Annotated in this window: 41 protein-coding genes; 6 read left to right on the top strand and 35 right to left on the bottom strand. The window is 39.8% G+C overall.

Features of this window, described 5'->3' with window-relative positions; all coding sequences use genetic code 11:
* The first annotated feature begins 23 nt into the window (after positions 1-23).
* The gene (locus tag INQ00_RS03305) at positions 24-722 is read left to right on the top strand and encodes a tRNA1(Val) (adenine(37)-N6)-methyltransferase (protein WP_197547288.1); all 699 of its coding nucleotides are present in this window, start codon (positions 24-26) and stop codon (positions 720-722) included.
* Between the two features lie 34 nt (positions 723-756).
* Here INQ00_RS03305 and pnuC read toward each other — a convergent pair whose 3' ends face one another.
* Positions 757-1,440 carry a nicotinamide riboside transporter PnuC gene (pnuC, locus tag INQ00_RS03300; RefSeq protein WP_197547287.1) on the bottom strand — a complete coding sequence of 228 codons (684 nt, stop codon included), beginning with the start codon at positions 1,438-1,440 and terminating at the stop codon, positions 757-759.
* Positions 1,441-1,639: 199 nt separating this feature from the next.
* Here pnuC and rapA point away from each other — a divergent pair, with 199 nt between their 5' ends.
* Positions 1,640-4,402 (top strand): RNA polymerase-associated protein RapA, encoded by a 2,763-nt coding sequence (rapA, locus tag INQ00_RS03295; RefSeq protein ID WP_197547494.1) that lies wholly within the window; start codon positions 1,640-1,642, stop codon positions 4,400-4,402.
* A 1-nt stretch (position 4,403) separates the two neighbouring features.
* Entirely contained in the window at positions 4,404-5,063 is a 660-nt protein-coding gene (rluA, locus tag INQ00_RS03290; protein ID WP_111327771.1) for a bifunctional tRNA pseudouridine(32) synthase/23S rRNA pseudouridine(746) synthase RluA, read from the top strand.
* Positions 5,064-5,121: 58 nt separating this feature from the next.
* Here rluA and rplQ read toward each other — a convergent pair whose 3' ends face one another.
* The 31 genes from rplQ to ftsY all read right to left on the bottom strand — a co-directional run bounded on the left by rplQ (position 5,122) and on the right by ftsY (position 22,241).
* Positions 5,122-5,505, bottom strand: a complete 384-nt coding sequence (gene rplQ / locus INQ00_RS03285) for a 50S ribosomal protein L17 (RefSeq protein WP_197547286.1) — start codon at positions 5,503-5,505, stop codon at positions 5,122-5,124.
* Between the two features lie 40 nt (positions 5,506-5,545).
* The gene (locus INQ00_RS03280) at positions 5,546-6,535 is read right to left on the bottom strand and encodes a DNA-directed RNA polymerase subunit alpha (protein WP_005695102.1); all 990 of its coding nucleotides are present in this window, start codon (positions 6,533-6,535) and stop codon (positions 5,546-5,548) included.
* Between the two features lie 31 nt (positions 6,536-6,566).
* Positions 6,567-7,187: a 30S ribosomal protein S4 gene (rpsD, locus tag INQ00_RS03275; RefSeq protein WP_005625866.1), complete on the bottom strand. Its 621-nt coding sequence runs from the start codon at positions 7,185-7,187 to the stop codon at positions 6,567-6,569.
* Positions 7,188-7,216: 29 nt separating this feature from the next.
* Positions 7,217-7,606 carry a 30S ribosomal protein S11 gene (rpsK, locus tag INQ00_RS03270; RefSeq protein WP_005543603.1) on the bottom strand — a complete coding sequence of 130 codons (390 nt, stop codon included), beginning with the start codon at positions 7,604-7,606 and terminating at the stop codon, positions 7,217-7,219.
* Positions 7,607-7,622: 16 nt separating this feature from the next.
* The gene (gene rpsM / locus INQ00_RS03265; protein WP_005548758.1) at positions 7,623-7,979 is read right to left on the bottom strand and encodes a 30S ribosomal protein S13; all 357 of its coding nucleotides are present in this window, start codon (positions 7,977-7,979) and stop codon (positions 7,623-7,625) included.
* Between the two features lie 141 nt (positions 7,980-8,120).
* Complete coding sequence (rpmJ, locus tag INQ00_RS03260; protein WP_005625868.1) at positions 8,121-8,234, bottom strand: 50S ribosomal protein L36; 114 nt, start codon at positions 8,232-8,234, stop codon at positions 8,121-8,123.
* Between the two features lie 28 nt (positions 8,235-8,262).
* Positions 8,263-9,588, bottom strand: coding sequence for a preprotein translocase subunit SecY (gene secY / locus INQ00_RS03255; protein ID WP_005695101.1), 1,326 nt, complete (start codon positions 9,586-9,588; stop codon positions 8,263-8,265).
* 7 nt (positions 9,589-9,595) lie between these two features.
* Positions 9,596-10,030: a 50S ribosomal protein L15 gene (gene rplO / locus INQ00_RS03250; RefSeq protein WP_005695100.1), complete on the bottom strand. Its 435-nt coding sequence runs from the start codon at positions 10,028-10,030 to the stop codon at positions 9,596-9,598.
* Between the two features lie 4 nt (positions 10,031-10,034).
* On the bottom strand, positions 10,035-10,214 hold the full coding sequence (gene rpmD, locus INQ00_RS03245; protein WP_046339253.1) for a 50S ribosomal protein L30: 180 nt from the start codon (positions 10,212-10,214) through the stop codon (positions 10,035-10,037).
* Positions 10,215-10,220: 6 nt separating this feature from the next.
* Entirely contained in the window at positions 10,221-10,721 is a 501-nt protein-coding gene (gene rpsE / locus INQ00_RS03240; protein WP_005695098.1) for a 30S ribosomal protein S5, read from the bottom strand.
* Positions 10,722-10,735: 14 nt separating this feature from the next.
* Positions 10,736-11,089: a 50S ribosomal protein L18 gene (gene rplR, locus INQ00_RS03235; protein ID WP_005695097.1), complete on the bottom strand. Its 354-nt coding sequence runs from the start codon at positions 11,087-11,089 to the stop codon at positions 10,736-10,738.
* 13 nt (positions 11,090-11,102) lie between these two features.
* A complete protein-coding gene (gene rplF, locus INQ00_RS03230; protein ID WP_070592717.1) occupies positions 11,103-11,636 on the bottom strand; it encodes a 50S ribosomal protein L6 in 534 nt (177 codons plus the stop codon).
* Between the two features lie 15 nt (positions 11,637-11,651).
* The gene (gene rpsH / locus INQ00_RS03225; RefSeq protein WP_005625877.1) at positions 11,652-12,044 is read right to left on the bottom strand and encodes a 30S ribosomal protein S8; all 393 of its coding nucleotides are present in this window, start codon (positions 12,042-12,044) and stop codon (positions 11,652-11,654) included.
* 36 nt (positions 12,045-12,080) lie between these two features.
* Positions 12,081-12,386: a 30S ribosomal protein S14 gene (gene rpsN, locus INQ00_RS03220; protein WP_014064572.1), complete on the bottom strand. Its 306-nt coding sequence runs from the start codon at positions 12,384-12,386 to the stop codon at positions 12,081-12,083.
* 11 nt (positions 12,387-12,397) lie between these two features.
* Positions 12,398-12,937, bottom strand: a complete 540-nt coding sequence (gene rplE / locus INQ00_RS03215) for a 50S ribosomal protein L5 (RefSeq protein WP_005695093.1) — start codon at positions 12,935-12,937, stop codon at positions 12,398-12,400.
* A gap of 17 nt (positions 12,938-12,954) precedes the next feature.
* Positions 12,955-13,266, bottom strand: a complete 312-nt coding sequence (gene rplX, locus INQ00_RS03210; RefSeq protein ID WP_005695092.1) for a 50S ribosomal protein L24 — start codon at positions 13,264-13,266, stop codon at positions 12,955-12,957.
* Between the two features lie 13 nt (positions 13,267-13,279).
* Positions 13,280-13,651, bottom strand: coding sequence for a 50S ribosomal protein L14 (rplN, locus tag INQ00_RS03205; protein ID WP_005619403.1), 372 nt, complete (start codon positions 13,649-13,651; stop codon positions 13,280-13,282).
* Positions 13,652-13,890: 239 nt separating this feature from the next.
* Positions 13,891-14,148 carry a 30S ribosomal protein S17 gene (rpsQ, locus tag INQ00_RS03200; protein ID WP_005695091.1) on the bottom strand — a complete coding sequence of 86 codons (258 nt, stop codon included), beginning with the start codon at positions 14,146-14,148 and terminating at the stop codon, positions 13,891-13,893.
* A complete protein-coding gene (gene rpmC, locus INQ00_RS03195) occupies positions 14,148-14,339 on the bottom strand; it encodes a 50S ribosomal protein L29 (protein WP_014064571.1) in 192 nt (63 codons plus the stop codon). Before rpmC ends, rpsQ begins: the two co-directional genes overlap by 1 nt.
* Positions 14,339-14,749, bottom strand: a complete 411-nt coding sequence (gene rplP, locus INQ00_RS03190) for a 50S ribosomal protein L16 (RefSeq protein ID WP_005695088.1) — start codon at positions 14,747-14,749, stop codon at positions 14,339-14,341. Before rplP ends, rpmC begins: the two co-directional genes overlap by 1 nt.
* A gap of 13 nt (positions 14,750-14,762) precedes the next feature.
* Entirely contained in the window at positions 14,763-15,470 is a 708-nt protein-coding gene (gene rpsC / locus INQ00_RS03185) for a 30S ribosomal protein S3 (protein WP_005640982.1), read from the bottom strand.
* A 17-nt stretch (positions 15,471-15,487) separates the two neighbouring features.
* Positions 15,488-15,820: a 50S ribosomal protein L22 gene (gene rplV / locus INQ00_RS03180; protein WP_005625897.1), complete on the bottom strand. Its 333-nt coding sequence runs from the start codon at positions 15,818-15,820 to the stop codon at positions 15,488-15,490.
* Between the two features lie 11 nt (positions 15,821-15,831).
* Positions 15,832-16,107 carry a 30S ribosomal protein S19 gene (gene rpsS, locus INQ00_RS03175; RefSeq protein WP_005539416.1) on the bottom strand — a complete coding sequence of 92 codons (276 nt, stop codon included), beginning with the start codon at positions 16,105-16,107 and terminating at the stop codon, positions 15,832-15,834.
* Between the two features lie 24 nt (positions 16,108-16,131).
* The gene (gene rplB, locus INQ00_RS03170; RefSeq protein ID WP_014064570.1) at positions 16,132-16,953 is read right to left on the bottom strand and encodes a 50S ribosomal protein L2; all 822 of its coding nucleotides are present in this window, start codon (positions 16,951-16,953) and stop codon (positions 16,132-16,134) included.
* A 17-nt stretch (positions 16,954-16,970) separates the two neighbouring features.
* Complete coding sequence (rplW, locus tag INQ00_RS03165) at positions 16,971-17,270, bottom strand: 50S ribosomal protein L23 (protein WP_005632756.1); 300 nt, start codon at positions 17,268-17,270, stop codon at positions 16,971-16,973.
* Positions 17,267-17,869, bottom strand: a complete 603-nt coding sequence (gene rplD / locus INQ00_RS03160) for a 50S ribosomal protein L4 (protein ID WP_005695085.1) — start codon at positions 17,867-17,869, stop codon at positions 17,267-17,269. Before rplD ends, rplW begins: the two co-directional genes overlap by 4 nt.
* 15 nt (positions 17,870-17,884) lie before the next feature.
* The gene (gene rplC, locus INQ00_RS03155; RefSeq protein ID WP_005632753.1) at positions 17,885-18,511 is read right to left on the bottom strand and encodes a 50S ribosomal protein L3; all 627 of its coding nucleotides are present in this window, start codon (positions 18,509-18,511) and stop codon (positions 17,885-17,887) included.
* A 16-nt stretch (positions 18,512-18,527) separates the two neighbouring features.
* Positions 18,528-18,839, bottom strand: coding sequence for a 30S ribosomal protein S10 (rpsJ, locus tag INQ00_RS03150; RefSeq protein WP_001181005.1), 312 nt, complete (start codon positions 18,837-18,839; stop codon positions 18,528-18,530).
* Between the two features lie 331 nt (positions 18,840-19,170).
* Complete coding sequence (ftsX, locus tag INQ00_RS03145; RefSeq protein WP_197547285.1) at positions 19,171-20,103, bottom strand: permease-like cell division protein FtsX; 933 nt, start codon at positions 20,101-20,103, stop codon at positions 19,171-19,173.
* 9 nt (positions 20,104-20,112) lie between these two features.
* Positions 20,113-20,769: a cell division ATP-binding protein FtsE gene (gene ftsE, locus INQ00_RS03140; RefSeq protein ID WP_197547284.1), complete on the bottom strand. Its 657-nt coding sequence runs from the start codon at positions 20,767-20,769 to the stop codon at positions 20,113-20,115.
* Positions 20,770-20,783: 14 nt separating this feature from the next.
* Positions 20,784-22,241, bottom strand: coding sequence for a signal recognition particle-docking protein FtsY (ftsY, locus tag INQ00_RS03135; RefSeq protein ID WP_197547283.1), 1,458 nt, complete (start codon positions 22,239-22,241; stop codon positions 20,784-20,786).
* A gap of 98 nt (positions 22,242-22,339) precedes the next feature.
* On the opposite strand from ftsY, the gene rsmD reads away from it, so the two are divergent.
* The gene (rsmD, locus tag INQ00_RS03130) at positions 22,340-22,924 is read left to right on the top strand and encodes a 16S rRNA (guanine(966)-N(2))-methyltransferase RsmD (RefSeq protein ID WP_054418433.1); all 585 of its coding nucleotides are present in this window, start codon (positions 22,340-22,342) and stop codon (positions 22,922-22,924) included.
* A 9-nt stretch (positions 22,925-22,933) separates the two neighbouring features.
* Entirely contained in the window at positions 22,934-23,410 is a 477-nt protein-coding gene (gene trmL, locus INQ00_RS03125) for a tRNA (uridine(34)/cytosine(34)/5-carboxymethylaminomethyluridine(34)-2'-O)-methyltransferase TrmL (RefSeq protein ID WP_197547282.1), read from the top strand.
* Positions 23,411-23,832: 422 nt separating this feature from the next.
* Here trmL and INQ00_RS03120 read toward each other — a convergent pair whose 3' ends face one another.
* Both INQ00_RS03120 and INQ00_RS03115 read right to left on the bottom strand, forming a co-directional pair.
* The gene (locus tag INQ00_RS03120) at positions 23,833-24,588 is read right to left on the bottom strand and encodes a DeoR/GlpR family transcriptional regulator (RefSeq protein WP_177991830.1); all 756 of its coding nucleotides are present in this window, start codon (positions 24,586-24,588) and stop codon (positions 23,833-23,835) included.
* Between the two features lie 21 nt (positions 24,589-24,609).
* Positions 24,610-25,185 carry a rhomboid family intramembrane serine protease gene (locus tag INQ00_RS03115; RefSeq protein WP_197547493.1) on the bottom strand — a complete coding sequence of 192 codons (576 nt, stop codon included), beginning with the start codon at positions 25,183-25,185 and terminating at the stop codon, positions 24,610-24,612.
* A gap of 96 nt (positions 25,186-25,281) precedes the next feature.
* Here INQ00_RS03115 and INQ00_RS03110 point away from each other — a divergent pair, with 96 nt between their 5' ends.
* A complete protein-coding gene (locus INQ00_RS03110) occupies positions 25,282-25,599 on the top strand; it encodes a DUF5389 domain-containing protein (RefSeq protein WP_197547281.1) in 318 nt (105 codons plus the stop codon).
* Positions 25,600-25,705: 106 nt separating this feature from the next.
* Here the strand turns inward: INQ00_RS03110 and pgdx are convergent, their stop codons facing one another.
* A complete protein-coding gene (gene pgdx / locus INQ00_RS03105; protein ID WP_070582851.1) occupies positions 25,706-26,431 on the bottom strand; it encodes a hybrid peroxiredoxin PGdx in 726 nt (241 codons plus the stop codon).
* Between the last annotated feature and the right edge of the window lie 46 nt (positions 26,432-26,477).

Here is a 26,477-nt window from a genome sequence, read left to right as displayed (position 1 = left end):
GCGGTCATTTTCCGCAAGATTTTATGAGCAGCTTTACCTTCAAACAATTCCATATTAATCAACAACATTGTGCAATGAAAGTCGGCACAGATGGCATTTTACTGGGTGCTTGGGCAGATGTGTCTGATTGTCAGCGTATTCTTGATATGGGAACTGGCACAGGCTTGATTGCACTAATGCTTGCCCAACGAAGTCATGAGCATTGCCAAATTGAAGCCGTTGAACTTGATCCCCTTGCAGCACAACAAGCACAAGAAAACTTCCAGGCTTCGCCATGGCACAATCGCCTTCATTTAACACGCCAAGATGTGCAAACCTATTGCCTACAAACAGCACATCAATTTGATTTAATTGTGGCTAATCCGCCTTATTTTGCGCAAGGTGTGGAATGTAAAAATGATGAGCGTGCGCTTGCCCGTTATGTTCAACAAAGCCATTTAGATTGGTTAAATTGGGCGGCGAGTTGTTTATCCGAAAAAGGAAAAATCAGTTTTGTCTTGCCTTATGAGGCGGGAAAAACATTGATAAATTCAACCGCACTTTATTGTATTAAGCAGACAGATGTCATTACAAAAACAGGGAAAGATCCACAACGAATGTTACTCACGTTTAGCCGAGAGCATGTACCACAGGTAAAAGATAGCTTAGTGATTTATAACGAAAACAATCAATACACCGAAGCATTTATTGCATTGACGAAGGCATTTTATTTAAAAATGTAAGGGCATATTACTATGCCCTTTTTTATTGATCTGATTAGTGGCTTTCCACTTTGACGAGTTTCGTCCAGTTGTAATAACCATACAATGAGTTAAGTAAGTAAGCACTATACATTAAATACATCGCTGGCTGCCCTTGCCAAAGCAAAATGGAAAGCACATTTAAGACAATCCATAATAACCATTGCTCACGATAACGTAAAATCATTAATAATTGCGCCGCTACAGTGATAATTGTGGTTAAACCATCTAGCGTTGTAGAACTCCCACCCGCTGCTTTTAAAGCCTGTACAAAACAGAGGGTGCCAATCGCAACACTCACAAGCAAAATTGCCCAACCTTTCGGTGTTAAGGCTTTGGCTATCACACTTTCACCACCATTATCGTTTTGCATGTTTTGTTTCCACATGAAATACCCGATAAATTGTGATGGGATATATACATAGAGCGCCGTATTCATTTCACCAAGAAAATTGCTTCCCCAGGAGACATAAAAATAGGTATAAGCAAAAATAAGCCCAAAGAAATAGTTACTAATTTTTCCTTTACTCACAAATACTACACAGAGAATACCTGCGATACCCGAAATCATGCCTAATGGGCTATCCGGCATAAGAACATAAGCAATAATTTGTGCAGCAAGGAAAATAACTACCCATGCCACTTCAAAAGGTTTCCAACCTGATAAAAATTCTTCTTTAAGTCGTTCTGTCCAATTCATGGAACACTCCTGTTTTATGAAAAAGTATGCCATTTTTACACTGCACTTTTTTAAAGTAAAGCTTAGGTGATATTTAATTTAATTATTGTGAGAAAAATCACACTTTATTTTTCATGCTTTTACTCGCCTTCGCCTTGCATTCCCTTATAATCAGACTACAATATCGCCCCATTTTAAGAGATTCATTAAGAGGAAGATGATGTCATTTGCAATCGGTCAACGTTGGATTAGTGAAACCGAAAATAACCTCGGATTAGGGATGATTACAGCCTTAGATTTTCGCTCGGTTACCCTTCACTTTCCTGCCACAGATGAAACCCGAATTTATGCGGTGGCGCAAGCACCATTAACCCGAATTGCATTGAATAAAGGTGAACAACTTCATCACCAAACAGGTTGGCAAGGTGAAGTCCTTGATGTTCAAGAAATGAATGGTCTCTTATTTTATTTGGTCAAAAATGCGCAAGGCGAAGACATTATCGTCAATGAAAAAGAACTTTCTCCGATAATTTCTTTTAGCCAAGCGAAAGATCGCCTCTTTTCATCACAGATTGATCGTAGTGAACATTTTGTGTTGCGCTATCAAACACTTCTGCATCAACAAGCTCAATTTCAATCGCCTTTGCGTGGCTTACGAGGCAATCGTGCAGGATTAATTCCTCATCAGCTTCATATTGCGCAAGAGGTAGGAAATCGTATCAATCCTCGCGTGCTCTTAGCGGATGAAGTAGGGTTAGGTAAAACCATTGAAGCTGGGATGATTTTGCAAAACCAGCTTTTTGCTGAAAAAGTACAACGTGTATTAATTATTGTACCGGAAACCTTGCAGCATCAATGGCTTGTAGAAATGCTTCGTCGTTTTAATTTACATTTTTCATTATTTGATGAAGAACGTTGTGAAGATTTTGCCGAACAAGCCATCAATCCATTTAGCACGGAAAGCTTAATTATTTGTGCATTAGATTGGTTGAAAGCACATCCTCATCGCGTACAACAAGCCATTGAAGCTGAATTTGACTGTTTAATTGTCGATGAAGCGCATCATTTGGCTTGGTCAGAAAATGCGCCGAGTGCCGCTTATTTATTGGTGGAACAATTAGCGAACGCTATTCCATCCGTTTTATTACTCACCGCAACACCTGAACAACTAGGTTTGGAAAGCCATTTTGCACGCTTACGCTTACTTGATCCTGAGCGTTTTTATGATTACCAGGCGTTCTTGAAGGAACAGGAAAATTATCAACCTGTTGCGGATGCCGTGCAATCTTTACTCTCTGAGAAGCCGCTAAGTGCGGTCGAAAAAAATCATATTTCTGATTTACTCAATGAGCAGGATGTCGAACCATTATTTAAATCTTTAGCCTGTCATAATGATGATGAGAAGCAAACTGCGCGACAAGAACTCATTCAAAATCTCATTGATCGACACGGTACAAGCCGTATTTTATTTCGCAATACACGCCAAGGGGTGAAAGGTTTCCCGCATCGGGTTTACCATCAAATAACGATTGATGCGGCTGAAGTAGACGAAAAAATTCATTGGTTAATTGATTTTCTAAAATCACACCGAAATGAAAAAATCTTAGTCATTTGTAAAACTGCACAAACAGCAATTCAACTTGAGCAAATTTTACGAGAAAAAGAAGCCATTCGCAGTGCTGTTTTCCATGAAAGAATGTCAATCATTGAACGAGATCGTGCAGCGGCTTATTTTGCCGATACCGATAATGGCGCACAAGTTTTACTGAGTTCAAGCATTGGTTCTGAAGGCAGAAACTTCCAATTTGCTTGTCATCTCGTACTCTTCGATTTACCAGAAAATCCTGACTTACTTGAGCAATGTATTGGCCGTTTAGATCGTATCGGGCAAATGCGAGATGTACAAATTTATGTACCTTGCCTCGCAAACTCTGCGCAGCAAGATTTAGCTCGTTGGTATCATGAAGGTTTAAATGCCTTTGAACAAACTTGCCCTATCGGAATGACACTGTTTGAACAATATGAATCGTTACTAAAAGTGCGGTCAGAAAATAAAGCGGATTTTGAGCAACTCATTCTCCAAACGCAAAAACAAGCAAAAGCATTGCGCTTAGCCTTAGAGAAAGGCCGTGATCGTTTGTTAGAATTAAATTCTAATGGTGGAGAAAAGGCACAACGACTTGCGTCAGAAATTGCTCAAACAGATAATTCGCCACAATTAATCGATTTTGCACTGAATTTATTTGATATTATTGGTGTAGAACAAGATGACTTAGGTGAAAACAGCATTGTTATCACACCAACGGGCACCATGCTTGTTCCTGATTTTCCAGGATTAAAAGAAGAAGGTGTTACAGTAACCTTTGACCGACAACTTGCCCTTGCTCGTGAGGAATTAGAATTTCTTACCTGGGATCATCCAATGATACGCCAAGGCATTGATTTAATCGCTTCTGGTAACATTGGCAAAGCAGCAATGGCATTATTAATCAATAAACAGCTGCCTGCTGGCACTCTGTTGGTTGAATTGATTTATATGATTGAAAGCCAATCACCAAAAGGTTTGCAACTGAATCGCTTTCTTCCGCCTACACCAGTTCGATTATTACTAGATAGCAAAGGAAACGATCTCGCCGGACAAGTTAATTTTGACACATTGCAAAATAAACTTAAGCCGCTAGGTAAAGACATTGCGAATAAAATGGTCAAAATAGCTCGTCCAAATATTGAGCAATTAATTAAACTAGGCGATCACAAAATAACTGAAATCGCACAAGCTCAAATTCGAGAAACCAGTAAATTAGCAGATCAAACATTGAGTACAGAGCTCAATCGACTTATAGCCTTGAAAGCAGTAAATAAAAATATTCGCCAGGCGGAAATTGATGCATTAGAAAAACAACGCGTGCTTTCTCTGGAAGAGTTAAGTAAAGCAAGCTGGCGATTAGATAGCCTTCGAGTAATAGTGACAAACAAGGAATAATATGGCGCTTATTGAATACCATCCCCCTTTAGAACCCTATTTAGATATTATCTATCAAGATAATCATATCTGCGTGGTAAACAAGCCAAGCGGTTTACTTTCAGTTCCTGGCAATCAACCTGAATACTACGATAGTGCAATGAGTCGGGTAAAAGAGAAATTTGGATTTTGTGAACCTGCACATCGTTTAGATATGGCCACAAGTGGGATTATTCTATTTGCATTAAGTAAAGCGGCAGATAAAGAGTTGAAACGTCAATTCCGTGAACGTGAGCCAAAGAAATATTATCAAGCTTTAGTATGGGGACACTTAGAACGAGATAATGGGGAAATTAATCTTCCCATGATTTGTGATTGGGAAAATCGCCCGCGCCAACGCATTGATTTTGTATTTGGCAAAAGAGCGGTCACTTTTTATGAAGTTTTAGAAAGATTACCGACTAACTGTACTCGAGTGAAACTGACTCCAATCACAGGACGTTCGCATCAACTTCGTTTACATATGCTCGCGCTTGGACATCCCATTTTAGGGGACAAGTTTTATTCTCACCCACAAGCTAAATCAATGTCACCTCGCTTATGCTTACATGCAGAAGAACTTACGATTACGCACCCTATCACAGGTGAAAAAATGACATTCAGAGCTAAAGCTGAATTTTAGGAAAACAAGATATAAAAAAGGCTCACATCAGTGAGCCTTTTTATTTTATAACAAATTATTATTCCGCTGCTGCTTCTGCAACTTCTGGACGATCAACTAACTCAATGTATGCCATTGGAGCGTTGTCACCTGCACGGAAACCACATTTTAAGATACGGGTGTAACCACCTGCACGTTGAGCAAAACGTGGACCTAATTCATTGAATAATTTCGCAACAGTTTCGATGTTACGAGTACGAGCGAATGCTAAACGACGGTTTGCAACGCTATCTTCTTTTGCTAATGTAATTAACGGTTCAACTACACGGCGTAATTCTTTAGCTTTTGGTAAAGTAGTCTTGATGATTTCATGACTAACTAAAGCAGTTGCTAAGTTACGGAACATCGCTTGGCGATGGCTGCTATTACGGTTTAGTTGACGACCACTCTTACGATGGCGCATGATCTTATCCTTCTCAGAAAAATCTTAACCTATGACCAAACTAGTCTTCAGCAATACTTGCTGGTGGCCAATTCTCAAGGCGCATACCAAGTGACAAGCCACGTGAAGCGAGAACGTCTTTAATTTCAGTAAGCGATTTCTTACCAAGATTAGGCGTTTTTAATAACTCAACTTCTGTACGTTGTACTAAGTCACCGATATAGTGAATTGTTTCTGCTTTCAAACAGTTAGCAGAACGAACTGTCAACTCTAAGTCATCAACAGGACGTAATAAAATCGGATCGAATTCCGGTTTTTCTTCCTTGACTTCAGGTTGACGAACATCACGCAAATCAACGAATGCATCGAGTTGCTCTGCTAAAATTGTTGCTGCACGACGAATTGCTTCTTCCGGATCAATAGTCCCATTAGTTTCTAACTCGATAACTAGTTTATCTAAGTCAGTACGTTGTTCAACACGTGCTGCTTCAACATTGTAAGCAATACGGTCAACCGGGCTATAACAAGCATCTACTAATAAACGACCAATTGGACGATCTTCATTTTGTGAATGAGTACGAGCAGATGCAGGTACATAACCTCTACCACGTTGAACACGAATACGCATATTAATAGATGCGTTTTCGTCTGTTAAGTGACAGATTACATGTGATGGATTAACAATCTCAACATCACCGTCATGGGTGATATCAGCTGCAACAACAGGGCCAATTCCAGATTTATTTAATGTCAGAATAACATCATCTTTATTCTGTACTTTAACCGCTAGACCTTTAAGGTTTAAAAGAACTTCAAGAATATCTTCCTGAACACCTTCTTTACTACTATATTCGTGCAGTACGCCATCAATTTCTACTTCAGTTACAGCACAACCTGGCATTGAAGACAGAAGGATACGACGTAATGCATTCCCTAGAGTATGACCAAAGCCACGCTCTAACGGTTCTAAGATCACCTTAGCATGAGTAGAGCTAATTTGCTCGATATCTACTAAGCGTGGTTTTAAAAATTCTGTAACAGAACCCTGCATTTTATCCTCTCTTTGCTTTTAAGCTTAACTATTATTTAGAGTAAAGCTCAACGATCAGATGTTCGTTAATGTCTGCTGATAAATCAGAACGTTCAGGAACACGTTTGAACACACCTTCCATTTTCGCAGAATCAACTTCTAACCAAGTTGGTTTTTCTCTTTGTTCTGCTAATTCTAATGATGCTTTAATACGTGCTTGTTTTTTAGATTTCTCACGAACAGCAACAACATCATTTACAGAAACTTGGAAAGATGGGATATTTACAACACGACCATTTACGACAATCGCTTTGTGGCTCACTAATTGGCGAGCTTCTGCGCGAGTTGCAGCAAATCCCATGCGATAAACAACGTTATCCAATCTACCTTCTAATAATACTAGTAAGTTTTCACCAGTATTACCTTTTAAACGGTTTGCTTCTTTATAGTAGTTACGGAATTGACGTTCTAAAATACCATAGATACGACGAACTTTTTGTTTTTCACGTAATTGACTACCATAGTCAGACAAACGCGGTTTACGAGCACCGTGTTGACCTGGTGCTGTATCAATTTTACATTTTGAATCAATCGCACGCACACCTGATTTAAGGAATAAATCAGTGCCTTCACGACGGCTGAGCTTGAGTTTAGGGCCCAAATATCTTGCCATTTTCTTTCTCCAACTATCCTATTACGCCATTAAACACGACGTTTTTTCGGTGGACGACAACCGTTATGAGGGATCGGAGTCACATCTGTGATGTTCGTGATACGGAAACCCGCTGCATTTAATGCACGGATTGTTGATTCACGACCCGGACCCGGACCTTTAACCATAACTTCCAAGTTCTTTAAGCCGAATTCTTTAACGATTTCAGCACAACGTTCTGCAGCAACTTGTGCAGCGAACGGGGTAGATTTACGAGAACCACGGAAACCTGAACCACCTGCTGTAGCCCAAGCTAAAGCATTACCTTGACGGTCAGTAATGGTAACGATTGTGTTATTGAAAGATGCGTGAATGTGTGCTACGCCATCTACAACTTGTTTTTTTACACGTTTACGTGCACGAACTGGTGTTTTAGCCATTCTTTATTTACCCCGACTATTTTTTGATCGGCTTACGTGGACCCTTACGGGTACGCGCATTAGTTTTAGTACGTTGACCACGTACCGGTAAACTACGACGATGACGTAAACCACGGTAACAACCTAAGTCTAAAAGACGTTTGATGTTTAGTGTTACTTCACGACGTAAGTCACCTTCAACGGTAAATTTACCAACTTCGTCACGCAGTTTGTCAATCTGCTCTTCAGACAATTCGCTGATCTTAACATCTTCAGCAATACCCGCTGCAGCACAAATGCTTTTAGAACGAGTTTTACCGATACCGTAAATTGCAGTTAAAGCGATTACAGCGTGTTTGTGATCAGGAATGTTAATGCCTGCAATACGGGCCACTATGCACTCCTATTATTTTAACTAATTTGGCATTCTGATCTTGAAAAGCCCGTTTTCAGGATACTCAAACAGAATACCAAGGACATAAATGAGTTGAGTAGTATAACTACTCAACCGGTTCTTTGCAAGAAGAAATGTTAATTAACCTTGACGTTGTTTATGTTTAGGGTCGCTGCATAATACGCGAACAACACCTTCACGTTTAACAATTTTACAGTTACGACACATCTTCTTAACGGAAGCACGAACTTTCATTGCTTATCCTTTTTACTTAAATGAACAATTACTGTCCAAAACCTTTAAGGTTTGCTTTTTTTAACGCAGATTCATATTGAGACGACATTAAGTGACTCTGAACTTGCACGATAAAATCCATAATTACAACAACAACGATTAATAAGGAAGTACCACCGAAGTAGAATTTAACATCCCATGCTGATGTCATAATGTAAGGGACTAAACATACGAACGTTACATAAAGACCGCCAATTAATGTTAAACGAGTCATTACTTTATCAATGTAACGTGATGTTTGTTCACCTGGTCTAATTCCTGGGATAAATGCACCAGATTTTTTTAGATTATCTGCTGTATCACGTGGATTATATTGCATTGCAGTGTAGAAGAAACTGAAGAAAATAATCGCTACCGCATAAACAAGAAGATATAAAGGTTGTCCAGGATTCAACAACATTGATAAGTCATTTAACCACTCAAACTTATCATTCTGACCAAACCATTGTGTCAATGTAGCTGGGAATAAAATAATGCTTGAAGCAAAAATTGCTGGCATCACGTTTGCCATATTAACTTTTAATGGTAAGTGAGTTGAATGACCACCTAAAATTTGACGTCCTTGTTGACGCTTAGCATATTCAACACGAATTCTACGTTGTCCACGTTCTACGAAGACAACAAAATAAGTTACTGCAAAAACAATAGCAGCGATTAGTAGAAGAACTAAAGGATGCATTTGTCCTTGACGAGCTTGCTCAACTGTTTCGATGATTGCATGTGGCAACCCTGCAACAATACCACCAAAAACAAGAATTGAGATACCGTTACCAATACCTCTTTCAGTAATTTGCTCACCTAACCACATTAAGAACATGGTTCCGGTCACAAGACTCACTACTGCAGTGAAGTAAAAAGTAAAACCGATATTTGGCACTAACTGTGGCAACATATTCGGTAAACCGGTAGAAATTGCGATAGCTTGGATAGTAGCAAAAACCACCGTTGCATAACGAGTATACTTGGTGATTTTTCTTTGTCCTGCTGCGCCTTCTTTCTTCAATTCTGCTAAAGCAGGTGAAACCGTAGCAAGCAATTGCATCACGATAGATGCCGAGATATACGGCATAATACCTAATGCTAAAATTGATGCTCGGCTCAATGCACCACCAGAGAACATGTTTAACATATCAATGATGGTGCCTTTTTGTTGTTCAACTAATTGAGCTAACACGGCGGCATCAATACCAGGAAGCGGAATAAAAGAACCAATACGATAAACGATAAGTGCACCTAATACAAAAAGCAATCTGCTTTTTAGTTCACCAGTACCACTATTAGTACTTCTGCTTTGATAACCTGGTTGTTTAGCCATTTGCTAATTATTCCTCAACTGAACCGCCAGCAGCTTCGATTGCTGCTTTTGCACCTTTAGTTACACGTAAACCACGTACAGTAACTGCAGACTTCACTTCACCAGCTAAGATAACTTTAGCGAATTGAATATCTTTAGTTAAAATGTTTGCAGCTTTTAATGCTTCTAAAGTGACAACATTTCCTTCAACTTTTGTTAATTCGTTTAAACGAACTTCAGCAGTTACAGCTGATTTCATTGAAGTGAAACCAAATTTTGGTAAACGACGGTATAATGGCATTTGACCACCCTCGAAACCACGACGAACACCGCCGCCAGTACGAGATTTTTGACCTTTATGACCACGACCACCAGTTTTTCCTAAACCTGAACCAATACCACGACCAAGGCGTTTTGCACTATGCTTAGCACCTTCAGCCGGAGATAGAGTATTTAAACGCATTCTCTTACTCCTCCACTTTAACCATGTATGAAACTTGGTTAATCATACCACGTACTGCCGGAGTATCGATTAACTCAACAGTATGGTGCATATGGCGAAGACCAAGGCCACGCAAGGTAGCTTTGTGCTTCGGTAAACGAGCAATTGCGCTACGAACTTGAGTTACTTTAATAGTTTTAGCCATTATCAATTACCCCAAAATTTCATCAACGGTTTTGCCACGTTTAGCAGCAACCATTTCTGGTGATTTCATATTTGCTAATGCATCAATAGTTGCACGAACAACGTTGATTGGGTTGGTTGAACCATACGCTTTAGAAAGAACGTTACGTACACCAGCAACTTCTAACACTGAACGCATTGCACCACCTGCGATGATACCTGTACCTTCGCTAGCTGGTTGCATGAATACGCGAGAACCAGTGTGAACACCTTTAACTGGGTGTTGTAATGTACCTTCATTTAAAGCGACATTAATCATATTGCGACGTGCTTTTTCCATCGCTTTTTGGATCGCTGCCGGAACTTCACGAGCTTTACCATAACCAAAACCTACGCGACCGTTACCATCGCCTACTACTGTTAAAGCAGTAAAGCTCATAATACGACCACCTTTTACAGTTTTTGATACACGGTTTACTGCGATTAGCTTCTCTTGCAGTTCACCAGCTTGTTTTTCGATGTTTGACATCTCAATTTACCTCATTAGAACTGTAGACCAGCTTCACGTGCAGCGTCCGCTAAAGTTTGGACACGACCATGATATTTAAAACCGGAACGGTCAAAAGCAACGTCTTTAACGCCTTTTGCTAATGCGCGCTCAGCAACAAGTTTACCTACTACTGCTGCGGCATCTTTATTACCGGTATATTTAACTTGCTCACGAATTGCTTTTTCAACAGTTGAAGCAGCGGCAAGCACTTCTGAACCGTTTGGTGCAATAACTTGTGCGTAGATATGACGCGGAGTACGGTGAATAACTAGACGAGTTACACCTTGCTCTCTCATCATATGACGTGCACGAGCTGCACGACGGATACGAGCTGATTTCTTATCCATAGTGTTACCTTAATTATTTCTTCTTAGCCTCTTTCATACGTACTACTTCATCAGAGTAACGTACACCTTTACCTTTATAAGGTTCAGGACGGCGATAAGCGCGAATATCTGCTGCAACTTGACCAATTAACTGCTTGTCAGCACCTTTTAAAACGATTTCCGTTTGTGAAGGGCATTCAGCAGTAATACCTGCTGGTAAAGTGTGCTCCACAGGGTGAGAGAAACCTAAGCTTAATGCAACTACGTTGCCTTTAACTTGAGCTCTGTAACCAACACCCACTAGTTGTAATTTCTTAGTGAAGCCTTCAGTAACACCGATAACCATTGCATTAACTAATGCACGAGCTGTACCCGATTGAGCATTCGCTCCAACAAAACCTTCACGTGGAGTGAAAGTAAATTGACCATTATCTTGTTTAACTTCAACTGAGTTATGAATTGCGCGAGATAACTCGCCATTTTTACCTTTTACTGTTAATAGCTGACCGTCGAGTTTAACTTCAACGCCGGCAGGAATATTAACAGGTGCCTTTGCAACACGAGACATTTTCCTACCCCTCTATTAAGCTACGTAACAGATGATCTCACCGCCTAAGCCCGCTTGACGAGCTGCACGGTCAGTCATAACACCTTTAGATGTAGAAATTACAGCAACACCTAAACCACCCATAACTTTTGGTAATTCGTCTTTACGTTTGTAAATACGAAGACCAGGACGGCTTACACGTTGGATGCTTTCTACAACCGGTTTGCCTTGGAAATATTTTAAAGTAATTTCCAATTCAGGTTTTGCACCTTCTAAAACTTTAACGCTTTCGATATAACCTTCAGCAGCTAATACGTTGGCAATTGCCACTTTTAGCTTGGAAGAAGGCATATTGATTGCAACTTTGTTCGCAGCTTGACCGTTACGAATACGAGTCAACATATCTGCGATTGGATCTTGCATACTCATTGTACTTTTTCTCCGATTCCAAAATAAAGTGGTATATTACCAGCTCGCTTTTTTAAGGCCAGGGATCTCACCGCGCATAGCTGCTTCACGAACCTTAATACGGCTTAAACCAAACTTACGTAAAACGCCGTGAGGACGTCCAGTTTGGCGGCAACGGTTACGTTGACGACTAGGGCTAGAATCACGTGGTAAAGTTTGCAACTTTAACACTGCATCCCAACGATCTTCGTCAGAGGCATTGACATCAGAAATGATTTTCTTTAATTCTGCACGTTTAGCGAAGAATTTTTCAGCCAATTTAACGCGTTTTACATCGCGTGCTTTCATTGATTGTTTTGCCATTATAACCTGCCTTATTTACGGAATGGGAAATTAAAGGCAGCAAGTAGTGCTTGACCTTCTTCATCATTCTTAGCGGTAGTTGTGATAGTGATATCTAAACCACGTACACGATCTACTTTATCGTAATCGATTTCAGGGAAGATGATTTGTTCACGCACACCCATGCTGTAGTTACCACGACCATCAAATGATTTCGCGCTTAAACCGCGGAAGTCACGAATACGTGGAACAGCAATTGTAATTAAACGTTCAAAGAACTCCCACATACGCTCACCGCGTAGTGTTACTTTACAACCGATTGGATATCCCTGACGGATTTTAAAGCCAGCAACAGATTTACGAGCTTTAGTTACTAAAGGTTTTTGACCGCTAATTGCTGCTAAGTCCGCTACTGCGTTGTCTAGCAATTTCTTATCGGTCAATGCTTCACCCACACCCATATTCAGGGTAATCTTTTCGATTCGTGGGACTTGCATGACAGATTTGTAGCCGAATTTATTTTTTAACTCGTTTACTACTTGATCTCTGTAGTAATCATGCAGTTTCGCCATCGCATTACTCCAGTTTGTTAGATAATTTCATTGTTAGATTTGAAGAAACGTACTTTTTTGCCGTCTTCGAATCTAAAACCTACACGGTCAGCTTTGTTTGTTTTTGGATTGAAAATCGCAACGTTAGAAGCATCGATAGCCGCTTCTTTTTTCACTAAACCACCAGCTTGTCCTAAAGCAGGAACTGGTTTTTCATGTTTAGTGATGATGTTGATACCTTCAACAAACACTTTACCGTTTGGTAACACTTTAGTTACCTTGCCACGCTTGCCTTTGTCTTTACCGGCAAGTACGATTACTTCATCGTTTTGACGAATTTTTGCAGCCATTTCTCACTTCTCCTTACAGTACTTCTGGTGCCAAAGAAATGATCTTCATGAATTTCTCAGAACGAAGTTCACGAGTCACCGGTCCAAAAATACGAGTACCGATTGGTTGCTCTGTGTTATTGTTTAAAATTACACAAGCGTTACCATCGAAGCGAATGACTGATCCGTCTGGGCGACGAACACCCTTCTTGGTGCGCACAACAACTGCTTTTAATACATCACCTTTTTTAACTTTACCGCGTGGAATTGCTTCTTTCACAGTAACTTTGATGATATCACCAATAGCAGCATAACGACGGTGCGATCCACCTAGAACCTTGATACACATTACGCTGCGAGCACCAGAGTTATCGGCAACATCCAGCATAGTCTGTTCTTGGATCATATTTTATGCTCCGTTAAGTTAATAATACACCCTTGCGGGACGAACCTATCCATACCTTATAAAGATATATGGCGGATAGGTGGCGGAGTTTACCAAAATCAAGCTAGAAACGCAATCAAAATTTTATACTTAAATCAGAGTGTTTAAAGTGCGGTCAAATTTTCATTATTTTTTAGCAAGTCTTAGAAAGAAAAAAGCCAATGGTATAAACCATTGGCTTTTATTTTTTAACTTGTTAATTAAGCAATAACTGCTTTCTCAACAACACGAACTAAAGTCCAAGATTTGGTTTTAGAGAGAGGGCGACATTCGCGAATCTCTACTACATCACCTAATTTGGCTTCGTTGTTCTCATCGTGTACGTGTAATTTAGTTGTACGACGGATAAATTTACCGTATAACGGATGTTTTACCTTACGTTCAATAGCAACAACGAAAGATTTTTCCATTTTGTCGCTAACAACTTTACCTTGTACGCTACGAATTTTATCAGTCATTACTCACCCGCCTTCTCAGTTAAAATGGTTTTAACACGTGCGATATCACGACGCACTTGTTTAGCCTGATGGGTTTGTTGAAGCTGACCGGTGGCTGTTTGCATACGCAATTTGAATTGTTCACCTAAAAGGTTCACTAATTCATCATTCAGCTCTTCAACACTTTTTGTACGTAAATCTTGAGCTTTCATTACATCACCGTCTTAGTTACGAAGGTAGTCTTAATTGGCAATTTAGCAGCTGCTAATGCAAATGCTTGTCTTGCGATCTCTTCAGACACACCATCCATTTCATAAAGTACTTTACCCGGTTGGATTAAGGCTACCCAATACTCAACGTTACCTTTACCTTTACCCATACGGACTTCTAATGGTTTTTCAGTAATTGGTTTATCTGGGAAAACACGGATCCAGATTTTACCTTGACGTTTAACTGCACGTGTCATTGCACGACGAGCCGCTTCAATTTGACGAGCGGTTAAACGACCACGACCAACTGCTTTTAACCCGAATGTACCGAAGCTAACTTCAGTACCACCCGCGATACCACGGTTACGGCCTTTGTGAACTTTACGGAATTTTGTACGTTTTGGTTGCAACATTTAGCGTTTCTCCTTACTTACGACCTTTGCCACGCGGAGCCTTTTTAGGCTTGTCGGCAGGTTGTTGTTCTGATTGCGCAACTGCAGCCATTCCACCCAAAATTTCACCTTTGAAGATCCATACTTTAACGCCGATTACGCCATATGTAGTATGAGCTTCTGCAGTGTTATAATCGATGTCCGCACGAAGAGTATGTAGAGGTACACGACCTTCACGATACCATTCAGAACGTGCGATTTCTGCACCACCTAAACGACCGCTAACTTCAACTTTGATACCTTTAGCACCTAAACGCATTGCGCTTTGTACCGCACGTTTCATAGCACGACGGAACATTACACGACGTTCTAATTGAGAAGCGATGCTGTCTGCAACTAATTTTGCATCTAATTCCGGTTTTTTCACTTCAGCAATATTGATTTGAGCCGGAACGCCAGCGATTTGAGATACTGCGTTACGTAATTTTTCAACATCTTCACCTTTTTTACCGATAACGATACCAGGGCGAGCTGTGTGAATTGTTACACGGATACTTTTAGCTGGACGCTCAATAGTAATACGTGAAACCGAAGCGTTTGCTAATTCTTTAGTTAAGAATTTGCGTACTTTGAAGTCACCGTCAAGATTGTCGGCGAAATCTTGTGTATTCGCGAACCAAGTAGAGTTCCAAGGTTTTACAATACCTAGGCGAATACCATTTGGATTTACTTTTTGACCCATTGCTATTCCTCTACTTATTAACGATCTGACACAACCACAGTGATGTGGCTAGTACGTTTTAAAATACGATCTGCACGACCTTTAGCACGTGGCATAACACGTTTCATGCTAGGACCTTCGTCAACGAAGATTTTAGCAACTTTAAGATCATCGATATCTGCACCATCATTATGCTCTGCGTTAGCAATAGCTGACTCTAATACTTTTTTCACTAAAGCCGCAGCTTTTTTGTTAGTAAAAGTTAAGATTTCTAATGCTTGCGCAACTTTTTTACCACGAATTAAATCGGCAACTAAGCGAGCTTTTTGGGCAGAAGTGCGAGCGTAACGATGTTTTGCGATAGTTTCCATCTATTTACCTCTTATTTCTTAGCTTTCTTATCTGCCGCGTGACCGCGGTATGTACGAGTCGGTGCAAATTCACCTAATTTATGGCCGATCATTTCATCAGATACATAAACAGGAACGTGCTGACGACCATTATGGACTGCGATGGTCAATCCGATCATTGAAGGAATGATCATTGAACGACGGGACCAAGTTTTGATTGGTTTTTTATCCCCGCTTTCCACCGCCTTCTCTACCTTCTTCAACAAGTGTAGGTCAAGGAAAGGACCTTTCTTGAGAGAACGTGGCATGGCTTATCCTCTTATTAATTTAAATTATTTGCCACGACGACGTACGATGAATTTATCAGTACGTTTGTTGTGACGAGTTTTCTTACCTTTAGTTTGAACGCCCCAAGGAGTTACCGGGTGTTTACCAAAGTTACGACCTTCACCACCACCGTGTGGGTGATCTACTGGGTTCATTGCAGTACCACGAACTGTAGGGCGAATGCCTCTCCAGCGGTTAGCACCAGCTTTACCCAATACGCGAAGCATATGTTCTGAGTTACCAACTTCACCGATTGTAGCAACACATTCAGCTAATACTTTACGCATTTCGCCTGAACGTAGACGTAAAGTTACGTAGTTGCCTTCACGAGCGATGATTTGTACATAAGCACCAGCAGAACGAGCGATTTGACCGCCTTTACCTGGTTTTAATTCAACGTTATGTACTGTTGAACCAACTGGGATATTACGCATTGGTAATGAGTTACCCACTTTAATAGGTGAGTTAACGCCAGATTGGATTTGATCGCCAACTGACAAACCTTTAGGTGCTAAGATATAACGGCGTTCACCATCTTTATAAAGCACTAAAGCAATGTTAGCTGAACGGTTTGGATCATATTCTAAACGCTCAACAACCGCTGGGATATCTAACTTGTTACGTTTGAAATCGATTAAACGGTAATGTTGTTTATGACCACCTCCGATGTGGCGAGTGGTAATACGACCATAATTGTTACGACCACCAGTTTTAGATTTAGTATCTAGAAGAGGAGCGTAAGGTTTACCCTTGTGTAATTCAGGGTTCACGATTTTAACAACGTGACGACGACCAGCGGAGGTCGGCTTACATTTAACGATAGCCATTCTCTAATTTCCTCCGATTACTCTGCACTGTCCACGAAGTCCAAGTTTTGGCCTTCGGCTAAAGTTACATAAGCTTTTTTCCAGTCGCTGCGACGACCCATTTTGTTACCACGGCGTTTAGTTTTACCTTTAACAACCACAGTACGAACTGAGTCAACTTTTACTTCAAATAATTGAGCAACAGCAGCAGCAATTTCAGCTTTGTTCGCATCTAAAGCAACTTTAAGTACAACAGTGTTAGATTTTTCAGCATTGTTAGTTGCTTTTTCAGAGATGTGCGGTGCACGTAGCACGCTTAGCAAACGTTCTTGACTCATGCTAGGATCTCCTCAATTTGTTTCACCGCGTCAACAGTAACAATCACTTTATCGAAAGCGATTAAGCTAACTGGATCGATACCTTGAACATCACGTACATCAACTTTATATAAGTTACGTGCCGCTAAGAATAGATTTTCATCTAAACTTGCTGTGATAATTAACGCATCTTCAACTGCTAAATCTTTTAATTTTTGTACTAAAACTTTAGTTTTTGGTGCATCTAATTCGAATTTTTCAACAACAACCAAACGGTCTTGACGAACTAATTCAGAAAGAATGCTTTTGATAGCACCACGGTACATTTTCTTGTTCACTTTTTGGCTGTGATCTTGTGGTTTAGCCGCGAAGGTTGTACCACCAGAACGCCAGATTGGTGATTTGATATCACCAGAACGAGCACGACCTGTACCTTTTTGACGCCAAGGTTTTTTACCTGAACCAGACACTTCAGCACGAGTTTTTTGCGCACGAGTACCTTGACGAGCACCTGCTGCATAAGCAACAACAACTTGGTGGATCAAAGCTTCGTTAAACTCACGTCCGAAGGTAGTTTCAGAAACAGTTAGTGCATTTGCACCTACAACTTGTAATTCCATCTCTATCTCCTAGACTTATGCTTTAACTGCTGGCTTAACGATAACATCGCCATTGATAGCACCAGGTACAGAACCTTTTACTAATAGCAATTTACGCTCAGCATCTACACGAACAACTTCAAGTGATTGAACGGTTACACGCTCAGCACCTAAATGTCCTGCCATTTTTTTACCTTTAAACACACGACCTGGAGTTTGGTTTTGACCAATAGAACCAAGTACACGATGTGATAAAGAGTTACCGTGTGTAGCATCTTGAGTACGGAAGTTCCAACGTTTAACACCACCTTGGAAACCTTTACCTTTAGAAGTACCAGTAACATCTACTTTTTTAACATCTGCAAAGATGTCAACATTGATTTCTTGACCTAAAGTGAATTCTTCACCTTCAGTACGAAATTCCCATAAACCGCGACCAGCTTCAACACCTGCTTTCACGAAATGACCTGCTTCAGGTTTAGTTACACGATTCGCTTTTTTAGAACCAGTAGTAACTTGAACTGCAGTATAGCCATCGTTTTCAAGAGTTTTAACTTGAGTTACGCGGTTGGCTTCGATTTCGATAACGGTAACTGGTACAGAAACACCGTCTTCATTGAAGATACGGGTCATACCAACTTTACGACCGACTAAACCAATCATTGTAATAACCTCTTAATTAACCTAGGCTGATCTGCACGTCCACGCCGGCAGCCAAATCTAAACGCATTAATGCATCAACAGTTTTTTCTGTTGGCTCTACGATATCTACTAAACGTTTGTGTGTACGAATTTCGTATTGATCACGCGCGTCTTTGTTCACGTGTGGAGAAATCAACACGGTGAAACGCTCTTTACGAGTTGGTAAAGGGATTGGACCACGAACTTGTGCACCAGTACGTTTAGCTGTTTCTACGATCTCCGCAGTAGATTGATCGATCAAACGGTGATCGAAAGCTTTTAAGCGGATACGGATTCTTTGGTTCTGCATTAGACCAGAGCTCCAATAAAATTTAGCTAATAAAAAACTAACACCAATCACAATTCTAACTTCAAAATAGAAAAGGAGGTGTAAGTTACCTGTTATATAGTCTCCAAATCGGAAACATTGTTAGTATTACATATCGTAATACTCGTTTAATAAATGATTACATTAAACGGCTTTCAATATCTGAAAGCCCGTGGATATTACACAAAAACACCTAATTATGCAAGCTTTTTGTTCAATTAATTTCCACAGACAAAAAAGTGCGGTCATTTTTCCGAATGTTTTTCAGATGAAAACACGACAAAAAATGACCGCACTTTAATATAAATGAAATCTATAGTTTGTTATCTAACATTGCAATATGTCTTGTTGCAGCAATCCAAGAACCAACATAACCCATAATTAAGCAACTGACTAATAAGAAGATTAGCTCACCAACGCCTAATCCATTGAGCTCAAATGTAACCGCAAAGATATCCGTTACATATTTCACCGCTGAAGTAAAGTACCCGACAATAAGACTGCTAAAGAGTGCTGCAACCAATCCGCCCAACACCGCATAAATCATGCCTGTATAAAGATAAGGACGAAGAATGAATTGATCTGTCGCACCCAATAGTTTCATCACATCAATGCTTGCGCGACTACTATAGACATCCGAGCGAATACTATTTCCGATAACAAGGAATACCGCAATAGTCATCAAAACCGTGCAGAAAATTGCCACATGCGCAAATAACCACGAAAGTGCGGTCAATTTTTCCATCCAATCGTTATCTAAACGAACTTCTTGCACCCCTTTAATTTTATTTAAGTTGGTACGTAATTCTGCTCGTTTTTCAGATGCATTAAAGTCTTTAGACGGCTTCACCATCACCACTGCCGGTAATGGATTATCATCTAAAATCTCTAATTCTTCACCAAAACCAGACCAACTTTTGAATTCTTTTAAGCTTTCTTGGCGAGAAACATAGTTTAAAGATTCCACGCCTTCTTGTTGACGGATTTTTTCCACCACTAAGTTAGCATCTTCTTCACTTAAATTTTTGTGTAAGTAGATTGTGAGTTCGCTTTCCGGATAAAATTGAGTCGTTGCTAAATGTAAATTTTTCCATAACAAATAGCTCACCGTTGGAATCGTTAAAGACACGGCAATGACTAAAATCGTTAGCAATGTACCAAATTTACGTTTTACCAAATCGCCCCAAACAGAACGCAAAGTATAGGCAGTTTGCACGCCAAAAGAAGCATCAATACGTCTTGTCATTTTTTATCCTTAATAGCGTAAATAGCCTTGTTCAAGTACAAGACATGGTTTTGGTTTTTTTTGAATTAAATTGATATCGTGTGTCGCAATCAAGACTGTCACCCCTAAACGATTAAACTCTTCAAAAAGATTAAAAATCCCTAAGGAAAGTTCATCATCAAGATTGCCTGTCGGCTCATCCGCTAATAAAAGTTGCGGTTTATGTACGATTGCGCGTGCGATATCTACACGTTGTTGTTCCCCACCTGAGATTTGTGGCGGCATATAATTCGCTTTACTACGTAAGCCCACACGATCTAATGCAACCAATGCACGTGTATGTGCTTCTTTCGGGTTCATGCCAGCAATAATCAATGGCAGCGCCACATTTTCTACCACGCTACGATCCGTTAATAAACGATAATCTTGGTGAACCATACCGATTTGACGACGTAAAAATGGGATTTCATATTTAGACAAACGCGTAATATCATGACCATTAAACCAAATATTTCCAGCATTCGCCTTTTCCATTCCCATGATTAATTTAAGCAAGGTACTTTTACCCGCGCCAGAATGCCCAACAAGATAAGTCATACTTCCGACAGGAAGATGAAAATTCAAACCCTGCAAGGCCGGCTGAGTCGCACCGTGATAAGCTTTAGAGACATTTGAAAATCGAATCACTTTATTATTCCTTTTTATTCTTCATTTTCGTGAACAAACAATGCTTCAATAAATTCTTCTGCATTAAATTCGCGTAAATCTTCAATCTTTTCACCCACACCAATATAACGAATTGGTAAATTAAACTGATCTGCAATGGCGAAAATTACCCCACCTTTTGCTGTACCGTCTAACTTGGTTAATGAGATACCGGTTAGTCCAACTGCTTCATCAAAGAGTTTAGCTTGGCTAATTGCATTTTGTCCTGTACCCGCATCAAGAGTAAGCATAATTTCGTGCGGTGCGGTTTCATCGTATTTTTTCATGACGCGAACAATTTTCTTCAATTCATCCATGAGATTATTTTTATTTTGTAAACGTCCTGCCGTATCCGCAATTAAAATATCAATGTTACGTGCTGCGGCAGATTGCATCGCATCAAAAATCACCGACGCAGAATCTGACCCTGTACTTTGTGCCACCACCGGGATATTATTACGTTCACCCCATACTTGAAGTTGTTCTACTGCTGCCGCACGGAAAGTATCCCCTGCCGCTAACATGACTGATTTACCTTCATTTTGGAATTTACGAGCCAACTTACCAATTGTGGTTGTTTTACCTACACCATTCACGCCAACCATTAAAATAACATACGGTTTTTTAGTGGTATCAATAACTAGCGGCTGCGCGACAGGTTTTAAGATCTCCGCCATTTCAACTTTAAGTTGTTGGTAAAGTAATTCCGCATCTTGTAATTGTTTACGACTTGCATGCTCCGTTAAATTCTTAATGATTTTATTGGTTGTTGGTACGCCAATATCCGCAATCAAAAGTTGCTCTTCCAACTCATCAAACAAATCATCATCAATTTTCTTGCCTAAAAAGAAAGAACGGAAACCCGCACCAATATTTTGTTTGGTTTTGAGTAAGCCTTTGACTAAACGACTGAAAAAGCCACCTTCACTTGGTTTTTCTTGCGTTTCGGTATTGATATCTGAACGTAATTCGTCTTTAACATCGTCAACAATTTCAGGCTCAATCTCAGCTTCAACCACAGGAAGATCTTCAATGACATTATCTTGTTCAATAATGCTTTCTGCTGGCTCTGCTGTAGGAAGTGCGGTTGAAATTTCTTCTGTTTTTACTGTTTCTTCGTCAATTGTTTCAATCACCGGTGTATCTAAAACAGGTTCAACATTGACCGCACTTTCAGGTGAAATCACTTCTTCGACAATAGGTTCAAGGTGCTCAACAACGACCTCTTCTGCTTTATCTTCTTGCAGTTGTTCAGCTAATTCCTGTAATTCTTCCTGTTCAACTTGTTCTAATTGAACGTTCTCTTCAGCGTGAACAATTTCTTCCTCAGGTGAAACATCGGCAGGTTCGACAGATGGCTCTTCAATAATTGGCTCAATTTTTTGTTCTTCTTGCTTTTTATTGCGACCAAAAAGGGAGGCCCAAAATCCACCTTTTTTCTTTTCTTCTGACATAAATTCTTCTCTTAAACACAAATCTGTAAAAAATACTGCCTATTCTAGCAAAAAATCGTCTAAACTAAGCACAATTTTCACTAAAAATCTGTTTCTTTATGAAAAAAATGCAAGTTCAAAATGCCAAAGGCGAAGTTCGAATCATCGCGGGTCTTTGGCGTGGACGAAAATTACCGGTTTTAAATGCTGAAGGTTTGCGTCCAACAGGCGATCGCGTAAAAGAAACCTTATTCAACTGGTTGATGCCTTACATTGTGGATAGCCATTGTCTTGATTGCTTTGCAGGCAGTGGCTCACTTGGTTTTGAAGCCCTTTCTCGCCAAGCGAAACAGGTGACGTTTTTAGAGTTAGATAAAAATGTGGCAAACCAATTAAAGAAAAATTTGCAAACGCTAAAAACAACGAGTGAACAAGCTCAGGTAATCAATCAAAATAGTTTAGAATTTTTAAAACAAGTGCAAAATCAACCGCACTTTGATGTGGTATTTTTAGATCCACCTTTTCATTTTGGCTTAGCCGAACAAGCAATTGCCCTCTTGGAGGAAAAGAATTGGCTGTTACCCCATGCGTTGATTTATGTTGAAACAGAAAAAGATAAACCGCTTAGCGTGCCTGACAATTGGCAATTACTAAAAGAAAAAACCACAGGAATGGTGAGTTACCGCCTGTATCAAAAAGATTAGGAAATCATTATGTTAGATATTGTGTTATACGAACCTGAAATTCCACAAAATACAGGAAATATTATTCGTCTTTGTGCGAACACTGGCTTTCGCCTTCATTTAATCGAGCCACTTGGCTTTACATGGGATGATAAAAAATTACGTCGCTCAGGTTTGGATTATCATGAATTTGCTGAAATCAAAAAGCACAAAACCTTTGAAGCCTTTTTAGAAAGTGAAAAACCTAAACGTCTTTTTGCACTTACAACCAAAGGCAGCCCCGCACATAGCGAAGTGCAATTTAAATTAGGCGATTATTTGATGTTTGGCCCTGAAACACGTGGTATTCCTATGTCTATTTTAGATAAGATGCCAATGGAACAAAAAATCCGTATTCCTATGACCGCAAATAGCCGTAGTATGAACTTATCTAACTCGGTAGCCGTGACGATTTATGAGGCCTGGCGACAACTTGGTTATGAAGGCGCAGTGAATTTAAATCGATAAAAAATCAGTAAAATAGCCGCTTATTTTCTAAACAAAAATAAGCGGCTTTCTTTTTGCATTTAAATTGTGATCTCGATCACAGATTTATAATTTTAATATTCCCTTTTTTTAAAAACAGCAGTATAAATAAATTACATTTAGAGAGGGATCTCGATGTACTCCACTTGATCTATCAAGATCTTGTCTTTCTTGACTCTTCAAGCAAACCTTCCCCGTAGTCCTAAATAAAGAATTGGCAGTCGAATGATTTGTCGTCCGTTTTTATCCCTAAAATTTAATATGCAGCAAAATTAGCCTTATCTCATATTAATAAGGATGTTGGCATGAATGGGGTTAATTTTGGATTGGTCGAAACAGCAGTGGCTAAGCATGGATGCCTACAAAAAAAGTGCGGTCAATTTTGGCCGCACTTCCTATTTCTATCATTTGCAAATCACTAACTTTGTGTTGCTATTTTCTAAATAATCCGCAATTTGTTTTGGCACATCATCAGTGAAAAGATAATCCACGTCTTTGAGCTCACCCAATCGCACAATCGCTTGTCGAGAGAATTTCGAATGATCGGTCGCTAATAAAGTTTGACGCGAACTTTCTATAATAGCTCGCTTCACTTGGACTTCGTGATAATCATAGTCCAATAATGAGCCATCAAGGTCGATCGCACTAATCCCGAGAATCCCAAAATCTAAACGGAATTGCGAAATAAAATTAACCGTTGCCTCACCAATAATGCCCCCATCCTTACGTAAGGAACCGCCCGCCATCGTAATATCAAAGGTTTCATTTTGGCGTAATAAATGAGCAGCATTGATATTATTCGTCACAATACGTAACCGTTCATGGTTTAATAAAGCACTTGCTACAGCTTCAGGCGTGGTACCAATATCAATAAATAAGGAGGCACCATTTGGAATGCGTTTCGCTACCTCGCGGGCAATGGCGCTTTTTTGGGAAGGGAAAAATTGTTTACGTTCAATATAATCGGAATTCTCTGCGGTAGAAGAAGGTGCCGCGCCACCATGATGGCGTCGAATTAAATCTTGTTCCGCAAGGATATTCAGATCACGTCGAATCGTCTGAGGGCTTACATCTAGCTCTACCACCAATTCTTCTGTGCTGGCATAGCCTTTTTGCGTCACAAGCTCAATAATTTTCTGATGGCGTAATGATTGTTTCATATAAATGCCTATAAATTTGAATTAGCTAAACTTTTTAATATTAATTTTACTCTGCAGAAATCCCCAAACCAATCCTAAGATAAAGCCTGAAATATGAGCTGCGTTGCCTATATTAATACCAAACAACGGACTAATAAAGCCAAAGAGAAGACCTACCAGTAACATTGTAAAAAAACCTTCCGGTAAGTCAAAGCTATGCGGGTGCAATTTGTCCACCACCAACACATAACCTAACACCGCATACACGACGCCAGATAATCCGAAAAAAGCTGGACCGGTAAAATAATTCTGTACGGCGCCACTCACTGCGGCAGACACTAAGACCAATAATAAAAAATGGAAAGAACCAAATCGGCGTTCAATCGCGCCACCAAATAACCAGAACCACGAAAGGTTAAATAAAATATGCGGTACCGACAAATGAATAATAGCATGTGTGAAATAACGCCATATTTCCTGATCTTCCCAAGAATAAGCTGGATAATGGAATAAATCCACAATTGGTTCTTCAAACCCTACATTCTGCAAGAGATAAATCACCGCGCAAAGTGCGGTCAAAATAAACGTGATTTTTTGTGCGCCCAATGTGCGTTTCAATACTTTTCTCTCTTCTGGCGCATCGGTTTCACTATCAAATAAAGACGGCATTTGTTATATTCCTTTTTATTTTTCGTCAATCATATAAGGTTCATTATGAAAAAACAAACTATGCCGACAGGATTTAGTGGCTTCGCTTGGGGAATCGCGGCATTTTGTTTACCCATTTTACTGTGGCCTATGGCTTCTCTTCTTTCCACTGCTTTTGCAAAAAACCCAACATTAAGCGACTTTCAGATCGATCTTTTCTCGATTATCTTTTGGGTGTATCCCTTTGTTTTGGTTTTGATTGCACGTTTACTTTATAAATTGCATCAGCACAAACCTAAACTTGCCGTAAAATTATTACTACTAAGTGCGGTCATTTTTTACATTGTTCTAGTTTCAGTCTGCTACATTGGCTTTAATGCTTAAGAATATAAAAACAAAATCACAAACAACAAAAAGGGAGCTTTCGCTCCCTTTTAACTTATGTTCCTAATAATCAAAAATATAAAAAAATTTCCTACCTAGCAATCAATTATGCAAAGTATTTTTCTAAATCGTCGCTACCGCCGATGTGTTTACCACCGATGAATACTTGTGGCACAGTTGCACGACCAGAAACCGCACGTACACTCACGATAGTTGCATCTTGACCTAATACGATTTCTTCAAAGCTTAAACCTTTATCACGTAAAAGTTGTTTTGCTTTCGCGCAATATGGACAGCCTGGTTTTGTGAAGATGGCGATTGATTCTTGCACTTGGAAATCTGGTGCAATGTATTTCAACATGGTATCGGCATCTGATACTTTAAACGGATCGCCTGGCTCATTTGGTTCAATAAACATTTTTTCCACTACGCCATTTTTCACGAGCATAGAATAGCGCCAAGAACGTTTACCAAAACCTAAATCATCTTTTCCAACTAACATGCCCATACCTTCAGTGAAAGTACCGTTGCCATCTGGAATGAATTTTACATTGTGTGCTTCTTCCGCTTCTTTCCAAGCATTCATAACGAAAGTATCGTTTACAGACACAACTAAAATATCATCTACACCATGTTTTTTGAACACTGGTGCAAGCTCGTTATAACGTGGTAAATGAGAAGATGAACAAGTTGGCGTGAACGCACCCGGTAATGAGAAAACAACAACTGTTTTGTTGTCGAATAATTCAGATGTAGTCACATCAACCCATTGATCACCTTGACGAGTACGAAATGTAACTTGTGGGACTTTTTTTCCTTCCATATTAGACATAATGTGTCTCCTCTGTTAGTTAAATGAATTTACCTTAAAAACTTGA

This window comes from Haemophilus parainfluenzae (assembly GCF_014931275.1).
Classification (GTDB): domain Bacteria; phylum Pseudomonadota; class Gammaproteobacteria; order Enterobacterales; family Pasteurellaceae; genus Haemophilus_D.
Note: the sequence above shows the minus strand (reverse complement) of the source record. Positions and strands in the feature narration are given on the sequence as shown.